Genomic DNA, 17,028 nt, shown 5'->3' on the forward strand with positions numbered 1-17,028 from the left:
TCGAGTGCACTCCAAGGTTCTAGCGTGGAGGGCATGACGGTGATGGAGAGCACTTCCGTGAAGGTGGACGTCTGCGCCTCGGCCCCGCAGGCGCATCCACGCCCCGACGGCCAGGACCGCTACACCATCAGTGAGGTCGCCGCCTTCACCGGACTCACCGCGCACACCCTGCGCTGGTACGAGCGGATCGGACTGATGCCGCACGTCGACCGCTCCCACACCGGCCAGCGCCGCTTCACCAACCGCGACCTGGACTGGCTGGCCTTCGTCGGCAAGCTGCGGCTGACCGGGATGCCGGTCGCCGACATGGTCCGGTACGCGGAACTGCTGCGCGAGGGAGAGCACACCTTCGAGCAACGGCAGGAGCTGCTGGAGGCGACCCGCCGCGACGTGAGGACGCGGATCGCGGAGCTCCAGGACACCCTCGCCGTGCTCGACCACAAGATCGACTTCTATGCGGGCGCCCGACGGGCGCCGGAAAGGCCCAGTGCCTGATGACTGACGACAAGATCATCACCGTGGAGCTCGGCAACGGCGGCCCGCAGGTCGGCGTGCAGGGACTCGGCTGCATGGGCATGAGCGAGTTCTACGGTGCCACGGACGAGGCCGCCGCCCGCGAGACGCTGGAGACGGCGCTGGCGGCGGGCGTCACCCTCTTCGACACCGCCGACGTCTACGGAAGCGGCGCCAACGAGACCTTCCTCGCCCCGTTCGTCGGGGCGCACCGGGACGAGATCACCCTCGCCACGAAGTTCGCCATCGAGCGCAGGGACGACGACCCGCACTACCGGGGCGTGCGCAACGACCCCGCGTACATCCGCAAGGCCGTCGAGGACAGCCTGCGCAGGCTGGACACCGACGTCATCGACCTCTACTACATGCACCGCCGCGACCCGGCCGTCCCGCTGGCCGAGTCCGTCGGCGCGATGGCCGAACTGGTCCGGCAGGGCAAGGTCAAGCAGCTCGGGCTGAGCGAGGTGACCGGGGCGGAGCTGCGTGAGGCGTACGCGGTGCACCCGATCGCGGCCCTCCAGTCCGAGTGGTCGCTCTTCAGCCGGGACGTCGAGCGCAGCGCCGTGCCGGCCGCCGTCGAGCTCGGGGTGACCTTCGTGCCGTACTCGCCGCTCGGCCGGGGCTTTCTGACCGGGGCGTTCACGGACGCGGCCAAGGAGCTGTCGGAGGGTGACTTCCGCCGGTACCAGCCCCGCTTCACCGGCGAGAACGCGAAGCGGAACGCCGCCCTGCTGGAACCCGTCCACAAGATCGCGGCGGCGCACGGCGCATCGGCCGCGCAGGTGGCACTCGCCTGGGTGCAGCAGCGGGCCCGGGTGCACGGCCTGACCGTGGTGCCGATCCCCGGCACCCGCAGGAGCAGCCGGCTGCTGGAGAACGTGGCCGCCACCCGGATCGTGCTGACGGACGAGGAACTGGCGCTGCTGGAGCCGATCGCGGGGCTGGTGGCCGGGGACCGGTACCCGGACATGAGCTCGACGTCCACCGCGCGCGAGTAGCCGCCGGCCGGAACGGGACCGGGCCCGCCGACCGGGGCCGCGACGCACGCCGAGCTTGCGGCGCCCGTCGAGCCCGCGGCGTACACCTGGTCCGGCACCCGCGACGTACGCCGAACCCGCGGCGCCCTCCGAGCCCGCGACGTACGCCGCCCCCGCGGCGCCCGTCGAGACCGGACGGCGACGTCCGACGTGCCCGGGGGACCGGGCGCGTCGGGGCTCACCGTGCCTTCCCCTCGGCGATCGTGGCGAAGGCGCGGAGCGAGTCCGTGCCGGGGGCGAAGTAGCCCGTGTGACCGTGGGCGTCGCGGGCCGGGACCCGGCGCGCGCCGAAGTCCGGGCCGGCCGGATCGGGGCCGTGGCCGAGCCCCGCCACCTCGACGTTCGGCACGTCGTCGATCCAGTCCGTGGCGTCCTTCGCCGCCCAGACCCGGGCCTCGGTGTGCAGATCGGCGACGCTGTCCGCGCGCATCCCGGGCGAGCCGAGGACGACCAGGTCTGCGGCGCGCAGCCGGGGCGCGGCGAGGCCGCACACGACGGAGCCGTAGCTGTGGCAGAACACGGCGGGGGCCGGCGTGCCGACGGCCGCCAGCCCGTCCGTGAACCGGGTCAGCCGTTCGGCACCCGCCTCGGCGAGCGAGCCCGTCGCGGCGTCGATGCCGAGGCCCACGGGAGTGGTGTACCCGGTCCAGGCGACGACGGCGCTGCCGCGCCCGGTCCGTGCGTACAGGGACTTCGCCATGCCGACCGGGGTGCCGTACACGTCGTTCGTACGGTCGAAGGTCCCGGCGTCGTTGTCCGAGCCCGGCACCACGACGGCCACATGGCGTGCGGTGTCCAGGTCCCCGAAGACCTCGGCGACCTGGCCGCGTCCGCGCGGGTCGAAGGCCAGGATGTGCCGGCCCGGCATGGCGAGACGTGCGTACCGGGGGTCGTGACCGGCGCGCAGGGAAAGGGCGTTGGCCCGGTAGCGCAGCTTCACCGGCACCCCGTCCAGATTGCCCACGACGAGCGGATGCCGGACCACCAGGGTCTGCTGCTGGCCGGCGGTCAACCCCCGGAAGAAAGCGCCGACTTCGGCCGGAGTGGCCCGTTCGGGGTCGGGCAGCTCCTGCCCCAGCGAGTGATCGGCGCGCCAGGCCGCGGTGCCCGGGGGCGGCCCGGTGAGGGCCTGCTGGGCGTTCCCGGACGCCCAGCCGGCCGTACCCGTCACCGTCGTGATCGCCAGCGCGACCGTCACCAGGGTCCTCGCGTAACGGCGCACCCGTCCTCCCCCTCCGGTCGACCCGGAATCCCGCACGCCGACCGGCGTGACGGAGAGGAAGGTAGAGGGAAGGCGGGCCCGGAGACATCACACCGAGGAGCCAAGTACGAAGTGCTACCCAGGTGCCAGGGAGACCACGGATACCGAGGTGACCCAGGAGGCGCCCGGGGTTACGCCTCGCCCGGGACCACCACTCCCGACTCGTACGCGAAGATCACGGCCTGCGCCCGGTCCCGCAGGTCCAGCTTCGCCAGCACCCGCCCGATGTGCGTCTTCACCGTCTGCTCGGCCAGCACCAGCTTCCCCGCGATCTCCTGGTTGGACAGCCCCCGCGCGATCAGCTCCAGCACCTCCGTCTCACGCGGGGTCAGCCCGTTCAGCCGCAGCGCGTGTCCGCTCCGGGCGACGCCGGCGGGCCCCTGCCGGGCGAAGTCCGCGATCAACCGGCGCGTCACGGACGGGGCGAGCAGCGCCTCGCCCGCCGCGACCACCCGGACCGCCGAGATCAGGTCCGTGGGCGGCGCGTCCTTCAGCAGGAAGCCGGACGCCCCGGCGCGCAGCGCCTCGTACACGTAGTCGTCCACGTCGAACGTGGTCAGCATCAGGACCTTGGGCACGTGCACCACACCCGTCGGCGGGTTCAGCAGCTCACGGGCCGCCGCCAGCCCGTCCATCTCGGGCATCCGGACGTCCATCAGGACCACGTCCGGGTGGAGCCGCCGGCTCACCTCGACGGCCCGGCGCCCGTCCGGGGCCTCGCCGACCACGTCGATGTCGCTCTGCGCCGAGAGCAGCGCCGCGAACCCCGCCCGCACCATGGCCTGGTCGTCGACGATGATCACGCGGATGGTCAAGAGTCCTCCGAAGCCTTGGCCGTGACAGGGGGCAGGGGCAGCCGCGCGGCCACCCGGAAGCCGCCGTCGGGCAGGGGCCCGGTGTCCAGCGTGCCGCCCGTCAACCGTACGCGTTCCCGCATGCCGACCAGGCCGTGCCCCGTCCCGGTCGGCTCCAGCGGCGAAACGGGATGCTCCGCCGGGCCGTTGACCACCAGGACGGTCAGATGAGCGTCGTCGGAGGTGACCGACACCCGGGTCCGCGCACCGGGCGCGTGCCGGACCACATTGGCCAGCGCCTCCTGCGCGATCCGGTACGCCGACACGTCCACCGCCTGCGGCACGTCCGGCAGCCGGGCGGGGAGCGACAACTCGGCGGGCAGCCCCGCCCGTACCGTCGCCTCCACCAGCTGCTGGAGCCGGTCGAGCCCCGGCTGCGGCGCCCGCTCGCCCTCCGTGCCGTCGCTGCGCAGCACCGTCAGCAGCCGCCGCATCTCCGCGAGGGACTCCCGCGCGCTCGCCGCGATCGCCCCGAACTCCTCGCGCGCCTCCTCGGGCAGCCCGCTGATCCGGTAGGGCGCGGAATCGGCCTGGACCGTGATCACGGACATGTGGTGCGCGACCACGTCGTGCAGCTCACGGGCGATCCTGGCGCGTTCCTCCAGCAGCGTGCGCTGGGCCCGTTCGGCCTCGCTGATGGTCTCCTGCTCGGCGAGCCGGCGCTGTGCGTCGCCCCGTTCCCGGATCACCGCACCGATCACCATGAGCACCGCGCCGAGCGCCGGGAGCAGGGCCGAGGTGCCGTTGCTGCGGTCCGTGGCGGCCAGGTGCAGGACCAGGCTCGCCACGGCGGTCAGGGCCCAGACGGAGATCACGGTCCGCCGGGTCTCGCGCAGGGCCACCGCCAGCATCACGAAGAGGTAGCAGACCAGCGTGGAGGCGGGCCACGGCCAGATGCCCTGCGGCGGGTCCGGGTACCCGAGCAGTACCAGCGCCCCCACGATGTCGGCGGGAAAGACGATCCACCACGCCTGCAACGGGCGGTGCGCCAGCATCAGCAGCGGTGCCGTCTGGGCGACGGCCAGCAGACCCGCCAGTGCGTTGGCCACCCCGTAATCATTGGTCAGCACATTGATCGTGACCGGGACGAAGACCGTCGCGAGGGCGATGACGACCACGTACGGCAGCAGCCTCCGCCACCGTCCGGGCGCGTTCGCGAACGGCGGGAGCGGGGGGTGCGACGGATGGCGGAGCCCGTGGGCGATCTCGCGCAGATTGCGGCGGGCGGCGCTCACCAGACCGTCGGCGGCGGGCTGCGGGCGCGGCGGCGCCTCGCTCGGAACGCGTGGCGGGGAAGTGGTCATGGCTGCATCAGCCTAGGGAGCGGCCCTGCCCGGTGGCGTCATACCGGGGTTCCGGTTCGCCACCGGGCCTCTCGTACGGCGGTACTACCGGCCGGGCGGGCCGGAGGGGCGCGCCGCCCTACAGCTCGGCGAGCAGCTGGGCCTTCTTGGCGCTGAACTCGTCGTCCGTCACCAGACCGGCCCGGTGCAGCTCCCCGAGGTGCCGGATGCGTTCCGCGATGTCCGAGGGGTCGCGCCGTCCCGCGCCCGCCAGGACGGTGGCCGGGGCGGCAGCCGAATGGTTTCTCCGTACGGATTCCAGCACGGCCGCGGCGAACGGCAGCGACTCGTGCACCGGGCCGTAACCGAAGCCGAAGACCACCGCGGCCGGGTCCTGGTCCGCCTGCGCGGGGCGGAGCGACCTCGGCTGCGGGCTCCGCAGCACCGAGCCCGTGCCGTCCGGCCCCGGCTCGGTGTCCATGCCACCCATGCCCGGTTCCATGCCCAGGCCGGTACTGGTGCAGGCGCCCGGGGCCAGGCTCTCCGAACCCCTCGGCACCAGGCGCAGATAGCCCTCCAGGGCCTCCGGCGAGCGCCACTCGACGCCGCTCAGCTCCGTCACCCCGAACGTCTGGTCGCCGGCCTTCCACTTCGCCGTGGAGGCGCCCGTCCGGAACCAGCGGAAGGAGACCCGTCGGCCGTCGAAGCCGGCCCGGCCGTCGTACGCCTTGAACTGCATCGGCGCCTCGGGGGCCGCGACCAGGAACCGGTCGGCGGGCTCCGCCGCGTCCGCGCCGAGCACGGCACGCAGCGCGTCCGCGTAGTACTCTGCCGGCGCCTCGCGCTCGGCGGGAAGCACCAGCCGGTACGGATCGCAGCTGTCCTTCAGCTGTCCGGCGGCGGCTTCCATCAGCGGATCGGCACCGGGTCTCGGCACGGCGTGCAGCACCACCGTGCCCCGCTTGCCCGGGGTCAGCGTCACCGATGACAGCGCCGCGTGCGGAACACGACGCTCACGCAGGCTCTGGAAGAGCTTCGGCGTGCGGATCCCCCGTTCGAAGCGGATGAGCACGGAGTCGGTGTCGAACTCCCAGGTGGCATGAATTCCGGCCAGCGCATCACCCATGTGCCTCATCGTATGCGGCACTTGCTCGCTCGTCCCCCTTCGGAGCAGACCATGATGTGCAGGACGGTTGCGGTATGCCGCAGCCGTCAGATGTCCTGGCTTCCGGCGATTCGTTCCCGGCAGCCCTTGTCGGAACTCGCGCAGCTCACCGAGTCGTAGGCCCCCACGCCGATCGCGGCGAAGTTGTCGAGGCTCTCGGTCCCCGGCTCGAAATAGCCGCTGTGCCCGATCGCGCCGCCCGCCGAGACGACGCGTGCGCCGAAGCCCGGGTCGACCGGGTCGGCGCCGTGGCCCAGGACGCCGAACCGCAGGTTCGGTACGTCCTCGATCCAGTCGCCGCGGTCCCGCATCGCCCACACCCGGGCCTTGGTGCGCAGCCCACCGGCGCTCTCCACCCGCATGCCGGGGCTGCCCGCGACCGCTATGTCGCCGACCCTGGAGGGCAGTCCGTGCGCGGCGACCCCGCACAGCACCGAGCCGTAGCTGTGGCAGAACAGCGAGACCGGGGCGGTGCCGGGCAGGGCGTCCAGCAGCGCGTTCAACCGCACCGCCCCACGTGCGGCGAGGTTGCCCAGGGCCGCGTCCATGCCGATTCCGGCGGGCGTGGTGTAGTCGGCCCAGGCGATCACGGCGGTCCGGACACCGGGCCGCGCGGCGCGCTCGGCCGCGTACAGCGACTTCGCCATGCCGACCGGCGCGGCGTTCGCCTTCGGCGCGGACCGCTCCAGCGTGAGCAGGTCGGTGTCGACGCCGGGGACGATCACGGAGACCCGCTGGGCCCGGTCGAGATCGCCGAACACCTCTGCGGCACGGCCCCTTCCGGACGGGTCGAAGGCGAGGAAGTGCCGGCCGGGGGAGAGCATCGAACCGAAGCGGTGCACCCGGCGGAGCGCTTCCGCGCGCCCCTCGGGGGAGAGCCGCACGTCGTGCGTGCGCCGCTGTTCGACCTTCCGCGCCTGCACCAGCGCCAGCCGGTTGGCGCGGTAGCGCAGAGTGACCGGGGCGCCGTTCAGGTTCCCCACGACCAAGGGGTACCTGTCGGCCAGGCCGCTGCGCTGCGCGGCCGTGAGCGTGGCGAAGAAATGGGCCAGCCGGTACGGCGGGGCGTCGGCGGCCGGCAGCGCACGACCCGCCACCGTGCCCCGCGCCCAGGCGGTGAGCGCGATCTCGCGTGGCTCGTCGGAGCGTTGATGACGTACGGCGGTCCAGCCGGTGGTCGCCAGCATCACGAAGACCACCGCGACGGCGAGCAGCGCGCGCCATGCGGTGAGCGTGGGGGAGGAGTCGAAGGAAGTCACTCCGGCCCACATTAGGAGACGCGCGTCGGCAGTCATGGAGAGGGTGATGCACATCACTCGGCTGCAGGGAATTCGGGGTCGTCGTTCTCACGCTGTGTGGTCGGCATGCGCACGCTCAGGAGTGCGAAACGCCTCTCGGGCGCCGTGCGCGCCCGCCGGGGAGCGGCTGTTGTGAAGTCGGTCATGGCGCGGCGATGAGGCGTGCAGCACATCGGGCGGCCCGGGTGCGCACCGGTGGATCGGGGCGTACGGGGGCGAAGGCGGCCGTCAGGCGGTCCGGTCGTCCGGCACCGGGTGGGCCCCGGCCCGCCAGTCCCCCGCCAGGGCGGGGCCGAGCTGGTCCAGGTACGTCTCGGTCAGCGTGCGCAGCGCATCCACGGTGGCGTCCCCACCCTGCCCCCAGAGCTGCCCGGCCACCCGCATCACCCCGCAGAACGCGGCCACGGCGACCCGCGGGCGCGGATCCTCGTCCACGTCGAGGCCCTCGCGCCGCGCGATCAGCGCCGCGAGCCGGCTCTCCAGCTGGCTGCTCCGCCGCAGATGGGCGGCGAGCAGCGAGGGCGTCGACTCGATCATCCGGTACGTGCGCATGTGGAGTTCGACCGTGACCACCGCCTCGACCGCCTCGCCGATACTGCTCCAGGTGCGGAAGACGGCACCGCGCAGCGCCTCGAACGGGGCCTCCTCGGCGGGGCGGCGGCGCAGCTCCGCGAGGAAACGCGACTCCACCATCTCCTGGATGGCGAAGACGGCCTCCTCCTTGCTGGCGAAGTAGCGGAAGAAGGTGCGCTGGGAGACCTCCACGGTGTCGACGATCTCGTCGACGGTGGTCTCCTCGTACCCCTGGGTGGTGAAGAGGACGAGGGCGGCGTGCAGCAGGGCGTCCCGGGTGCGGCGCTTCCTCCGTTCGCGCAGCCCGGTCGAGCGTACGGCCTGCTGCCCAGCGATCACTTGAACGGTCCTCTTTCTCCTGCTTTGCCCGGTCAGCGTACCTGTGAGGTACGTGACAGTTACTGGCTTGTGAATTGGTTTGTCAACTGTCAGAGGCTGACACTAATGTCCCCGGCATGACTAGTCAGACCACCGTCGAAAAGGCGTCGCGGGAGCCGCACGGCTCCGTCGATCCCGCACCTGCCAAGGGGCTGCGCGGCCACCCCTGGCTGACGCTCTTCTCCGTGGCCATCGGCGTGATGATGGTCGCGCTCGACGGCACGATCGTCGCGATCGCCAACCCCGCCATCCAACAGGATCTGCACGCCTCGCTCGCCGACGTCCAGTGGATCACCAACGGGTACATGCTCGCCCTCGCGGTCTCCCTGATCACCGCGGGCAAGCTCGGTGACCGGTTCGGCCACCGCCAGACCTTCCTCATAGGTGTCGTGGGCTTCGCCGCGGCATCGGGGGCCATCGGCCTTTCCGACAGCGTCGCCCTCGTGATCGTCTTCCGGGTGCTCCAGGGCCTCTTCGGCGCCCTGCTGATGCCCGCCGCGCTCGGCCTGCTGCGCGCCACCTTCCCGGCCGAGAAGCTGAACATGGCGATCGGCATCTGGGGCATGGTGATCGGCGCCTCCACCGCGGGCGGCCCGATCCTCGGCGGTGTGCTGGTCGAGCACGTCAACTGGCAGTCCGTCTTCTTCATCAACGTGCCGGTCGGCGTGATCGCGCTCCTGCTGGGCCTGGTGATCCTCCGCGACCACCGCGCCGAGAACGCCCCGCGCTCCTTCGACATCGGCGGCATCGTGCTGCTGTCGCAGGCGATGTTCTGCCTGATCTGGGCGCTCATCAAGGGTGCCGAATGGGGCTGGGGCGACTACAGGACGCTCGGCTTCCTGGGTGGCGCGCTGGTCCTGTTCGTGGTCTTCGCGCTCTCCCAGAAGAACGTTGGGGAGCCGCTGATCCCGCTCGCGATGTTCCGCTCCGTACCGCTGTCCGCGGGCACGGTCCTGATGGTGCTGATGGCCTTCGCCTTCATGGGCGGGCTGTTCTTCGTCACCTTCTACCTCCAGAACGTGCACGGTCTGCGCCCCGTCGACAGCGGCCTGCGCCTGCTGCCGCTGACCGGCATGATGATCGTCGCCTCGCCGCTGGCGGGCGCCATGATCACCAAGTTCGGCCCGCGGGTCCCGCTGGTCGGCGGCATGGTGTGCACGGCGGTCGCCATGTTCGGGATGTCCCGGCTGGAGATCGGCACCGGCACCCTGACCATGTCGATCTGGTTCGGTCTGCTCGGCCTCGGCCTCGCCCCGGTGATGGTCGGCGCCACCGAGGTCATCGTCGGCAACGCCCCGATGGAGCTCTCCGGCGTCGCGGGCGGTCTCCAGCAGGCCGCCATGCAGGTCGGCGGCAGCCTCGGCACGGCGGTGCTGGGCGCCGTCATGGCCTCCCAGGTCGACTCGAAGCTGGCCGGCAACTGGAAGGCCGCGGAGCTCCCGCCGCTGAGCCCGGCCCAGCTCGACCAGGCGTCCTCGGCCGTCGAGGTCGGCATCCCGCCGGTGGACGGCAACGTTCCGCCGGAGGTCGCACAGAAGATCGCGGGCGTCGCCCATGACACCTTCGTGTCGGGCATGAGCACCGCGTTCACGGTCGCCGGCATCGTCGCGGTGGTCGCCGCGGTGGTCGCCACCCTCACCAAGCGCGGCGAGAACGCCGCCGCGGGAGCGGGCGCCGGCCACATCTGACCGGTCACTGCGACGGCCCCGGAGCCGGCGTCCGTACCCCGACGCCCGGTTCCCGTACGTCAACACAGCGCATACGACAGCCCCGCCGGACCGTTCCGGCGGGGCTGTCGCCTATCAGGGTGGTGTGGTCCGCGGCTCCTTCCCCGGGCACCGCGCCGCAGGTCAGGGTGCGTACAACTGATTCGCAACGCCACGGGGGCTGATGTCCATGCGTACGACCTTCCTTGCCGCGGCCCTGGCCGCCACCGCCCTGATCCCGCCGGCCGCAGGCCACCTCGCGGGCCCGGGGACCGCCCCGCACCCCGCGAACGCCCGCACCGCGCACGGCGCGGCGGCCGTCGGTCTCGGGAGCTGCGGGAGCGGCCAGCTCTGCCTCTGGGCGAAGCCGGACTTCACCGGGGCCCGGCAGACCCACGAACTGTCCACCGTCGACATCGAGAGCTGCATCCCGCTGCCGAAGGGCAGCAGCGTCCAATCGCTCGCCAACCGCACCGGCCGCCCCGTCACCACCTACCAGTCGGCGGAGTGCGCCGAGACCGGCGAGTTCGAGACCTACCCGGGCGGCGGCACCTGGACGCCCCGGTCCCCGTACCAGGTCAGGGCCTTCAAGATCTGGGAGAACTGACCGGGGCCGAGGCGGCTCCGAGGCCGGGGTTCCGGGGAGTCGGCGAACCGGAGAACCGGCCACGGATGCCGAAGGGCGGCGGGACCAGGAGGTCCCGCCGCCCTTCACACGTCGTGCGCCGCGCCTACGCGTCGCCGCCGGCCGCGCCCGGGTCGGCCGCCGTGACGTCCAGCAGCTCGTACCGGTCGATGGCCTGCTTCAGCAGCGAACGGTCGATCCGGTTCTCCTTCGCGAGCTCGGTGAGCACCGCGAGGACGATCGACTGCGCGTCGATGTGGAAGAACCGACGGGCCGCACCACGAGTGTCCGCGAAGCCGAAGCCGTCCGCGCCCAGCGACTGGTACGCACCGGGCACCCAGCGCGCGATCTGGTCCGGCACCGAACGCATCCAGTCCGAGACCGCCACGAACGGCCCCTCGGCGCCGGAGAGCTTCCGCGTGACGTACGGCACGCGCTGCTCCTCCTCCGGGTGCAGCAGGTTGTACCGCTCCACCTCCACGGCCTCGCGGCGCAGCTCGTTCCAGGAGGTCGCCGACCAGACGTCCGCGCGGACGTTCCACTCGTCGGCGAGGATGCGCTGCGCCTCGACCGCCCACGGGACCGCCACGCCGGACGCCATGATCTGGGCCGGGATATCGCCCCGCTCGGCGGCCTTGAAGCGGTACACGCCCTTGAGGATGCCCTCGACGTCCACGTTCTCGGGCTCGGCCGGGTGCTGGATCGGCTCGTTGTAGACGGTGAGGTAGTAGAAGACATCCTCACTGTTCTCGCCGTACATCCGGCGCAGACCGTCCTTGACGATGTGCGCGATCTCGTAGCTGAACGCCGGGTCGTAGGCGACACAGCCCGGGTTGGTCGAGGCGAGCAGCTGCGAGTGGCCGTCCGCGTGCTGGAGGCCCTCACCGGTCAGCGTCGTACGGCCGGCGGTCGCACCCAGCACGAAGCCGCGCGCGAGCTGGTCGGCCATCTGCCAGAACTGGTCACCGGTGCGCTGGAAACCGAACATCGAGTAGAAGACGTACACCGGGATCAGCGGCTCGCCGTGCGTGGCGTACGCCGAACCGGCGGCGATCAGCGACGCCGTGCAGCCGGCCTCCGAGATGCCGTCGTGCAGCATCTGACCGGTGGGCGACTCCTTGTACGCCAGCAGCAGATCGCGGTCCACCGCCTCGTACTGCTGCCCCAGCGGGTTGTAGATCTTCGCGCTCGGGAAGAAGGCGTCCATGCCGAAGGTGCGGTACTCGTCCGGCGCGATCAGCACGAAGCGCTTGCCGATCTCCTTGTCCCGCATGAGGTCCTTCAGGATGCGGACGAATGCCATGGTGGTGGCGATCGACTGCTGACCCGAACCCTTCTTCGCGGTCGCGTACGTCTTGTCCTCGGGCAGGACCAGCGGCTTCGCGCGTACCACCCGGGTCGGGACGTAACCGCCCAGACCCTTGCGGCGGTCGTGCATGTACTGGATCTCCTCCGAGTCACGGCCCGGGTGGTAGTACGGCGGCAGGCCGTCCTCCAACTGCTTGTCCGTGATCGGGATGTGCAGCCGGTCGCGGAACCGCTTGAGGTCCTCGACCGTGAGCTTCTTCATCTGGTGGGTCGCGTTGCGGCCCTCGAAGTTCGGCCCCAGGGTCCAGCCCTTGACCGTCTGCGCCAGGATCACCGTCGGCTGGCCCTTGTGGGCCTTGGCCGCCGCGTAGGCCGCGTAGACCTTCCTGTGGTCGTGACCGCCGCGGCCCAGGTGCAGGATCTGGTCGTCGGTCATGTCCTTGACCATGTCGCGCAGCCGCGGGTCGTCCCCGAAGAAGTGCTCACGGATGTACGCGCCCGACTCGGTGGCGTACGTCTGGAACTGGCCGTCCGGCGTGGTGTTCAGCTTGTTCACCAGGATGCCGGTGCGGTCCTGCGCGAGCAGCGGGTCCCAGGAGCGGTCCCAGACCAGCTTGATGACGTTCCATCCGGCCCCGCGGAACTGCGACTCCAGCTCCTGGATGATCTTGCCGTTGCCGCGCACCGGGCCGTCGAGCCGCTGCAGGTTGCAGTTGACCACGAAGGTGAGGTTGTCCAGGCCCTCACGGGCGGCGATGGAGAGCTGGCCGAGCGACTCGGGCTCGTCCATCTCGCCGTCGCCCAGGTACGCCCAGACGTGGGAGTCGGAGGTGTCGGCGATGCCGCGCGCCTCCATGTAGCGGTTCATCCGGGCCTGGTAGATCGCGGCGAGCGGACCGAGGCCCATCGAGACCGTCGGGAACTCCCAGAAGTCCGGCATCAGCCGCGGGTGCGGGTAGCTGGACAGGCCGTTGGGCGCCTTCGACTTCTCCTGGCGGAAGGCGTCGAGCTGCGCCTCGCTCAGTCGGTCGAGCAGGAAGGCGCGGGCGTAGATGCCCGGGGACGCGTGCCCCTGGAAGAAGATCTGGTCGCCGCCCCGGCCGTCGTCCTTGCCCCGGAAGAAGTGGTTGAAGCCCACGTCGTACAGCGAGGCGGAGGAGGCGAAGGTGGCGATGTGGCCGCCGACACCGATGCCCGGACGCTGGGCGCGCGACACCATCACGGCCGCGTTCCAGCGGGTCGCGTTGAGGACCTTGCGCTCGATCTCCTCGTCGCCGGGGAAGAACGGCTCGTCCTTCGTGGCGATCGTGTTCACGTAGTCCGTGCTGCGCATCTCCGGCACGGCGACGCGCTTCTCTCGCGCGCGCTCGATGAGTCGGAGCATCAGGTAACGGGCCCGCTCGCGGCCGCGCTCGTCTACCGCGGCGTCGAGCGAGTCGAGCCACTCCTGGGTCTCTTCGGGATCGAAGTCCGGGACCTGGCTCGGCAGGCCGCCAATGATGATCGGGTTGCGATCGGATCCGGAAGCCACGCTGTTCCTTCGCTGTTCGGTGGTGCTCTATGGGGCCTGATTGAGGGAGAACATGCCCCCGGGATGTATGCATGTACGCCATCACCATCGTGTACCTCGGGGGCGCAAACGTCATCTCTACCGAGGGGTAACCGTCGTGTTGCGAGACATCGCGACCGGAGTACGGGGATGGCCTGGTCCAAACCGCAACCATACGCCCAAGGCGTCCAAGCGTTCCCAAAGCATGTTCGACTCCGAATGGGGGATCGAAACGGCATAAGCTGTGGAAGGACGTAAATGGGAGTGGACGGCAGTGCCGGTCCCGCGGAGGGGTCCGCCGACAGTGCGGCGACGTGGCGGGGAACGTCACCGTTTAGGCGGTCTCGCACGCCGGGTACTTGCGCGATCCGCCGCTCCCGTGTGGACTACGGCCAACGCCCCGCGCACGCGCGTGGCTGAAGCATTTTCCGAAACATGATCAGGAGGCAACCCGTGAGCGCGACCGCGGACCACGCGGAGGAGCGGACCAACCCGGCGGCACGCCTGGGGTTCGAGCCCGGACAGGTGGTCCAGGAGATCGGCTACGACGACGACGTCGAGCAGGAGCTCCGTGAGGGCATTGAGGCCACAATCGGCCAGGATCTCGTCGACGAGGACTACGACGACGTCGCAGACGTCGTGCTGCTGTGGTTCCGTGACGAGGACGGCGACCTTACGGACGCGCTGGTGGATGCCATTGGTCTGATCGAGGACGGCGGCACGGTCTGGCTGATGACGCCGAAGACCGGCCGTGACGGGTACGTCGAACCGAGCGACATCAACGAGGCCGCGCAGACGGCCGGTCTCTCCCAGACCAAGAGCATCAGCGCGGGCAAGGACTGGACGGGCAGCCGTCTGGTCACGCCGAAGTCGGCCAGGGCCAAGCGCTGACCCACGCTCGCCGGGCACTTCGCCCCGAAAGGCCCCCGACGGCATCGAGCCGGCCGGGGGCCTTCGTACGGACTGGGTCCTTCCGTGCCGGTTCCTTCCGCGCCGGTTCCTTCCGCGCGGGGCGGGGCAGCACAGGGCGGGGCCGCGCCCGGCGGGGCCGTGCGGCGGGGTGCCGCCCGTGACGCCGCCGGACCGCCGGCCGCACCACCTTTGGACTCGTCGTCCGTGACGTCTCCGGGTCGCCGGTCCGTGGGCTCCGTGCGGCTTGTCACAGGCTCTGCGTAGGGTGGGAACCACCCGGACAGCCCAAGCCCGGTCAACGTAGCGAAGGGACGCTTTTCATGGCGATCGAGGTCGGCACCAAGGCCCCGGATTTCGAGCTGAAGGACAACCACGGCCGGACCGTGAAGCTCTCCGACTTCCGCGGCGAGAAGAACGTCGTGCTGCTGTTCTACCCGTTCGCCTTCACCGGCGTCTGCACGGGCGAGCTCTGCGCGCTCCGTGACGAGCTGCCGAAGTTCGAGAACGACGACACGCAGCTGCTCGCCGTCTCCAACGACTCCATCCACACCCTGCGCGTCTTCGCCGAGCAGGAAGGCCTCGAGTACCCGCTGGTCTCGGACTTCTGGCCGCACGGCGAGACCTCGCGGGCCTACGGCGTCTTCGACGAGGAGAAGGGCTGCGCGGTGCGCGGCACCTTCATCATCGACAAGGAGGGCGTGGTGCGCTGGACCGTCGTCAACGGTCTGCCCGACGCCCGCGACCTCAACGACTACATCAAGGCGCTCGACGCGCTCTGATCGACGGCCTCCCGATCGAGGGTCTCGACCGGGAACCGCCGACCCCCCGACCGGCGACTTCTGAACCGGGACTTCCGGCCGGATCCCGATCCGCGGCACGTATGCCGGGATCCGGTGATCCGGTACCGGTGGATCCGCGGCCGACCCGGCCAAAAGCCTGCTCGGCCGGGAACCGGTCACTAGGATCCAGTCGTTGATCGGATGCCAACGCAACGTGGAGGCGCCGGCGTCGGCCGGCCCCCAAGGAAACCAATGGGAGGACTCGTGGGAGTCAGCCTCAGCAAGGGCGGCAACGTCTCGCTGACCAAGGCCGCGCCCAACCTGACCGCGGTCATCGTCGGTCTGGGCTGGGACGCCCGTACCACCACCGGTGGTGACTTCGACCTCGACGCCAGCGCCCTGCTGACGAACGCCGAGGGCAAGGTCAGCAGCGACGGCAACTTCGTCTTCTTCAACAACCTCAAGAGCCCCGACGGCTCCGTGGAGCACACCGGTGACAACCTCACCGGTGAGGGCGAGGGCGACGACGAGGTCATCAAGGTGAACCTGGCCGGTGTCCCGGCCGATGTCGACAAGATCGTCTTCCCGGTCTCGATCTACGAGGCCGAGACCCGCCAGCAGAGCTTCGGCCAGGTGCGCAACGCGTACATCCGCGTGGTCAACCAGGCCGACAACAGCGAGCTGGCCCGTTACGACCTCAGCGAGGACGCCTCGACGGAGACCGCCATGGTCTTCGGCGAGCTGTACCGCAACGCGGGGGAGTGGAAGTTCCGCGCCATCGGTCAGGGCTACGCCTCGGGTCTGCGCGGCATCGCGCAGGACTTCGGCGTCAACGTCTGAGCAGACGCGACAGGGCCCGCCACTCGGGCGCGGCCCGGTCCACGCCAGCAGACACTCTCGTCCGGCGCCGCACTTTCGTGCGGCGCCGGATGCGGCTCGGCAGACGGTTCGAGCGGCCCGGACGGCCCCGGTGGGCCCGTCCGGTCACACATGAGCCCGGCGGACCCAGTGGGTGCATCGGGCTCGACAGGTTCAGTGAACCGAGCGGGTCCGACAGCCCGATGGGTTCAATGAATCGAACGGGTTCCACGGGCCCGACGGGTTCGACGGACCCGCCGGGTCCAACAGGCCCGACGGGCTCGACGAGCCGGACGGGCTCAACAGACGGTTCAACGACTCGGGGAGGACACACACCATGGGCGTCACGCTCGCCAAGGGAGGCAATGTCTCCCTCTCCAAGGCCGCACCCAACCTCACCCAGGTGCTGATCGGGCTCGGCTGGGACGCACGATCCACCACGGGCGCCGATTTCGACCTCGACGCCAGCGCCCTGCTGTGCCAGTCGGGCCGGGTGCTCGGCGACGAATGGTTCGTGTTCTACAACAACCTCACGAGCCCCGACGGCTCCGTGGAGCACACCGGTGACAACCTCACGGGTGAGGGCGAGGGGGACGACGAATCGATCATCGTGAACCTCACGCAGGTACCGGCGCATTGCGACAAGATCGTCTTTCCGGTCTCGATCCATGAGGCGGACAACCGCGGCCAGACCTTCGGTCAGGTCAGCAATGCGTTCATCCGCGTGGTGAATCAGGCGGACGGTCAGGAACTCGCGCGTTACGACCTCAGCGAGGACGCCTCGACGGAAACCGCGATGATCTTCGGCGAGCTCTACCGGTACAACGGCGAATGGAAGTTCCGCGCAGTAGGGCAGGGGTACGCGTCCGGACTGCGGGGCATCGCTCTAGACTTCGGGGTCAACGTTTCGTAAAACCGCGCACGGCGCG

General features: G+C 70.7%; 15 protein-coding genes. 8 read left to right on the forward strand and 7 right to left on the reverse strand.

The features are described from left to right. The first annotated feature begins 33 nt into the window (after positions 1-33). Both ACWCXX_RS01275 and ACWCXX_RS01280 read left to right on the forward strand, forming a co-directional pair. Positions 34-495: a MerR family transcriptional regulator gene (locus ACWCXX_RS01275; protein ID WP_451123018.1), complete on the forward strand. Its 462-nt coding sequence runs from the start codon at positions 34-36 to the stop codon at positions 493-495. Continuing rightward, positions 495-1,511, forward strand: coding sequence for an aldo/keto reductase (locus ACWCXX_RS01280; RefSeq protein WP_451123020.1), 1,017 nt, complete (start codon positions 495-497; stop codon positions 1,509-1,511). Before ACWCXX_RS01275 ends, ACWCXX_RS01280 begins: the two co-directional genes overlap by 1 nt. A 217-nt stretch (positions 1,512-1,728) precedes the next feature. Here the strand turns inward: ACWCXX_RS01280 and ACWCXX_RS01285 are convergent, their stop codons facing one another. The 6 genes from ACWCXX_RS01285 to ACWCXX_RS01310 all read right to left on the reverse strand — a co-directional run bounded on the left by ACWCXX_RS01285 (position 1,729) and on the right by ACWCXX_RS01310 (position 8,323). After that, entirely contained in the window at positions 1,729-2,772 is a 1,044-nt protein-coding gene (locus tag ACWCXX_RS01285; protein ID WP_451123022.1) for an alpha/beta hydrolase, read from the reverse strand. Between the two features lie 170 nt (positions 2,773-2,942). Next, positions 2,943-3,626: a response regulator gene (locus tag ACWCXX_RS01290; protein ID WP_451123024.1), complete on the reverse strand. Its 684-nt coding sequence runs from the start codon at positions 3,624-3,626 to the stop codon at positions 2,943-2,945. After that, the gene (locus tag ACWCXX_RS01295) at positions 3,623-4,969 is read right to left on the reverse strand and encodes a sensor histidine kinase (protein WP_451123026.1); all 1,347 of its coding nucleotides are present in this window, start codon (positions 4,967-4,969) and stop codon (positions 3,623-3,625) included. Before ACWCXX_RS01295 ends, ACWCXX_RS01290 begins: the two co-directional genes overlap by 4 nt. Before the next feature lie 118 nt (positions 4,970-5,087). Then, positions 5,088-6,074: a DUF4429 domain-containing protein gene (locus ACWCXX_RS01300; RefSeq protein WP_451123028.1), complete on the reverse strand. Its 987-nt coding sequence runs from the start codon at positions 6,072-6,074 to the stop codon at positions 5,088-5,090. Between the two features lie 86 nt (positions 6,075-6,160). Then, positions 6,161-7,372, reverse strand: coding sequence for an alpha/beta hydrolase (locus ACWCXX_RS01305; RefSeq protein ID WP_451123030.1), 1,212 nt, complete (start codon positions 7,370-7,372; stop codon positions 6,161-6,163). Between the two features lie 267 nt (positions 7,373-7,639). After that, the gene (locus ACWCXX_RS01310) at positions 7,640-8,323 is read right to left on the reverse strand and encodes a TetR family transcriptional regulator (protein WP_451123032.1); all 684 of its coding nucleotides are present in this window, start codon (positions 8,321-8,323) and stop codon (positions 7,640-7,642) included. Between the two features lie 116 nt (positions 8,324-8,439). On the opposite strand from ACWCXX_RS01310, the gene ACWCXX_RS01315 reads away from it, so the two are divergent. Both ACWCXX_RS01315 and ACWCXX_RS01320 read left to right on the forward strand, forming a co-directional pair. Beyond that, a complete protein-coding gene (locus ACWCXX_RS01315; RefSeq protein WP_451123034.1) occupies positions 8,440-10,050 on the forward strand; it encodes an MFS transporter in 1,611 nt (536 codons plus the stop codon). A gap of 208 nt (positions 10,051-10,258) precedes the next feature. Next, positions 10,259-10,675, forward strand: a complete 417-nt coding sequence (locus ACWCXX_RS01320; RefSeq protein ID WP_451123036.1) for a peptidase inhibitor family I36 protein — start codon at positions 10,259-10,261, stop codon at positions 10,673-10,675. Between the two features lie 124 nt (positions 10,676-10,799). Here the strand turns inward: ACWCXX_RS01320 and aceE are convergent, their stop codons facing one another. Then, positions 10,800-13,532, reverse strand: coding sequence for a pyruvate dehydrogenase (acetyl-transferring), homodimeric type (aceE, locus tag ACWCXX_RS01325; RefSeq protein WP_451123038.1), 2,733 nt, complete (start codon positions 13,530-13,532; stop codon positions 10,800-10,802). 471 nt (positions 13,533-14,003) lie between these two features. Here aceE and ACWCXX_RS01330 point away from each other — a divergent pair, with 471 nt between their 5' ends. The 4 genes from ACWCXX_RS01330 (at position 14,004) to ACWCXX_RS01345 (ending at position 17,012) form a co-directional block, all read left to right on the forward strand. Continuing rightward, positions 14,004-14,441 (forward strand): DUF3052 domain-containing protein, encoded by a 438-nt coding sequence (locus ACWCXX_RS01330; RefSeq protein ID WP_451123040.1) that lies wholly within the window; start codon positions 14,004-14,006, stop codon positions 14,439-14,441. A 341-nt stretch (positions 14,442-14,782) separates the two neighbouring features. Continuing rightward, on the forward strand, positions 14,783-15,241 hold the full coding sequence (locus ACWCXX_RS01335) for a peroxiredoxin (protein ID WP_189541777.1): 459 nt from the start codon (positions 14,783-14,785) through the stop codon (positions 15,239-15,241). A gap of 264 nt (positions 15,242-15,505) precedes the next feature. Beyond that, positions 15,506-16,081 (forward strand): TerD family protein, encoded by a 576-nt coding sequence (locus tag ACWCXX_RS01340; protein WP_451123546.1) that lies wholly within the window; start codon positions 15,506-15,508, stop codon positions 16,079-16,081. A gap of 355 nt (positions 16,082-16,436) precedes the next feature. Beyond that, positions 16,437-17,012, forward strand: a complete 576-nt coding sequence (locus tag ACWCXX_RS01345) for a TerD family protein (protein WP_451123042.1) — start codon at positions 16,437-16,439, stop codon at positions 17,010-17,012. Positions 17,013-17,028 lie beyond the last annotated feature (16 nt).

It is taken from the genome of Streptomyces sp. NPDC001732 (assembly GCF_053596315.1).

Excerpts from the sequence above, each read along its gene's own strand:
- ACWCXX_RS01275 (WP_451123018.1), top strand. The coding sequence starts at position 34 with ATGACGGTGATGGAGAGCACTTCCGTGAAGGTGGACGTCTGCGCCTCG.
- ACWCXX_RS01295 (WP_451123026.1), bottom strand. The coding sequence starts at position 4,969 with ATGACCACTTCCCCGCCACGCGTTCCGAGCGAGGCGCCGCCGCGCCCG.
- ACWCXX_RS01280 (WP_451123020.1), top strand. The coding sequence starts at position 495 with ATGACTGACGACAAGATCATCACCGTGGAGCTCGGCAACGGCGGCCCG.
- ACWCXX_RS01345 (WP_451123042.1), top strand. The coding sequence starts at position 16,437 with ATGGGCGTCACGCTCGCCAAGGGAGGCAATGTCTCCCTCTCCAAGGCC.
- ACWCXX_RS01335 (WP_189541777.1), top strand. The coding sequence starts at position 14,783 with ATGGCGATCGAGGTCGGCACCAAGGCCCCGGATTTCGAGCTGAAGGAC.
- ACWCXX_RS01320 (WP_451123036.1), top strand. The coding sequence starts at position 10,259 with ATGCGTACGACCTTCCTTGCCGCGGCCCTGGCCGCCACCGCCCTGATC.
- ACWCXX_RS01315 (WP_451123034.1), top strand. The coding sequence starts at position 8,440 with ATGACTAGTCAGACCACCGTCGAAAAGGCGTCGCGGGAGCCGCACGGC.
- ACWCXX_RS01300 (WP_451123028.1), bottom strand. The coding sequence starts at position 6,074 with ATGGGTGATGCGCTGGCCGGAATTCATGCCACCTGGGAGTTCGACACC.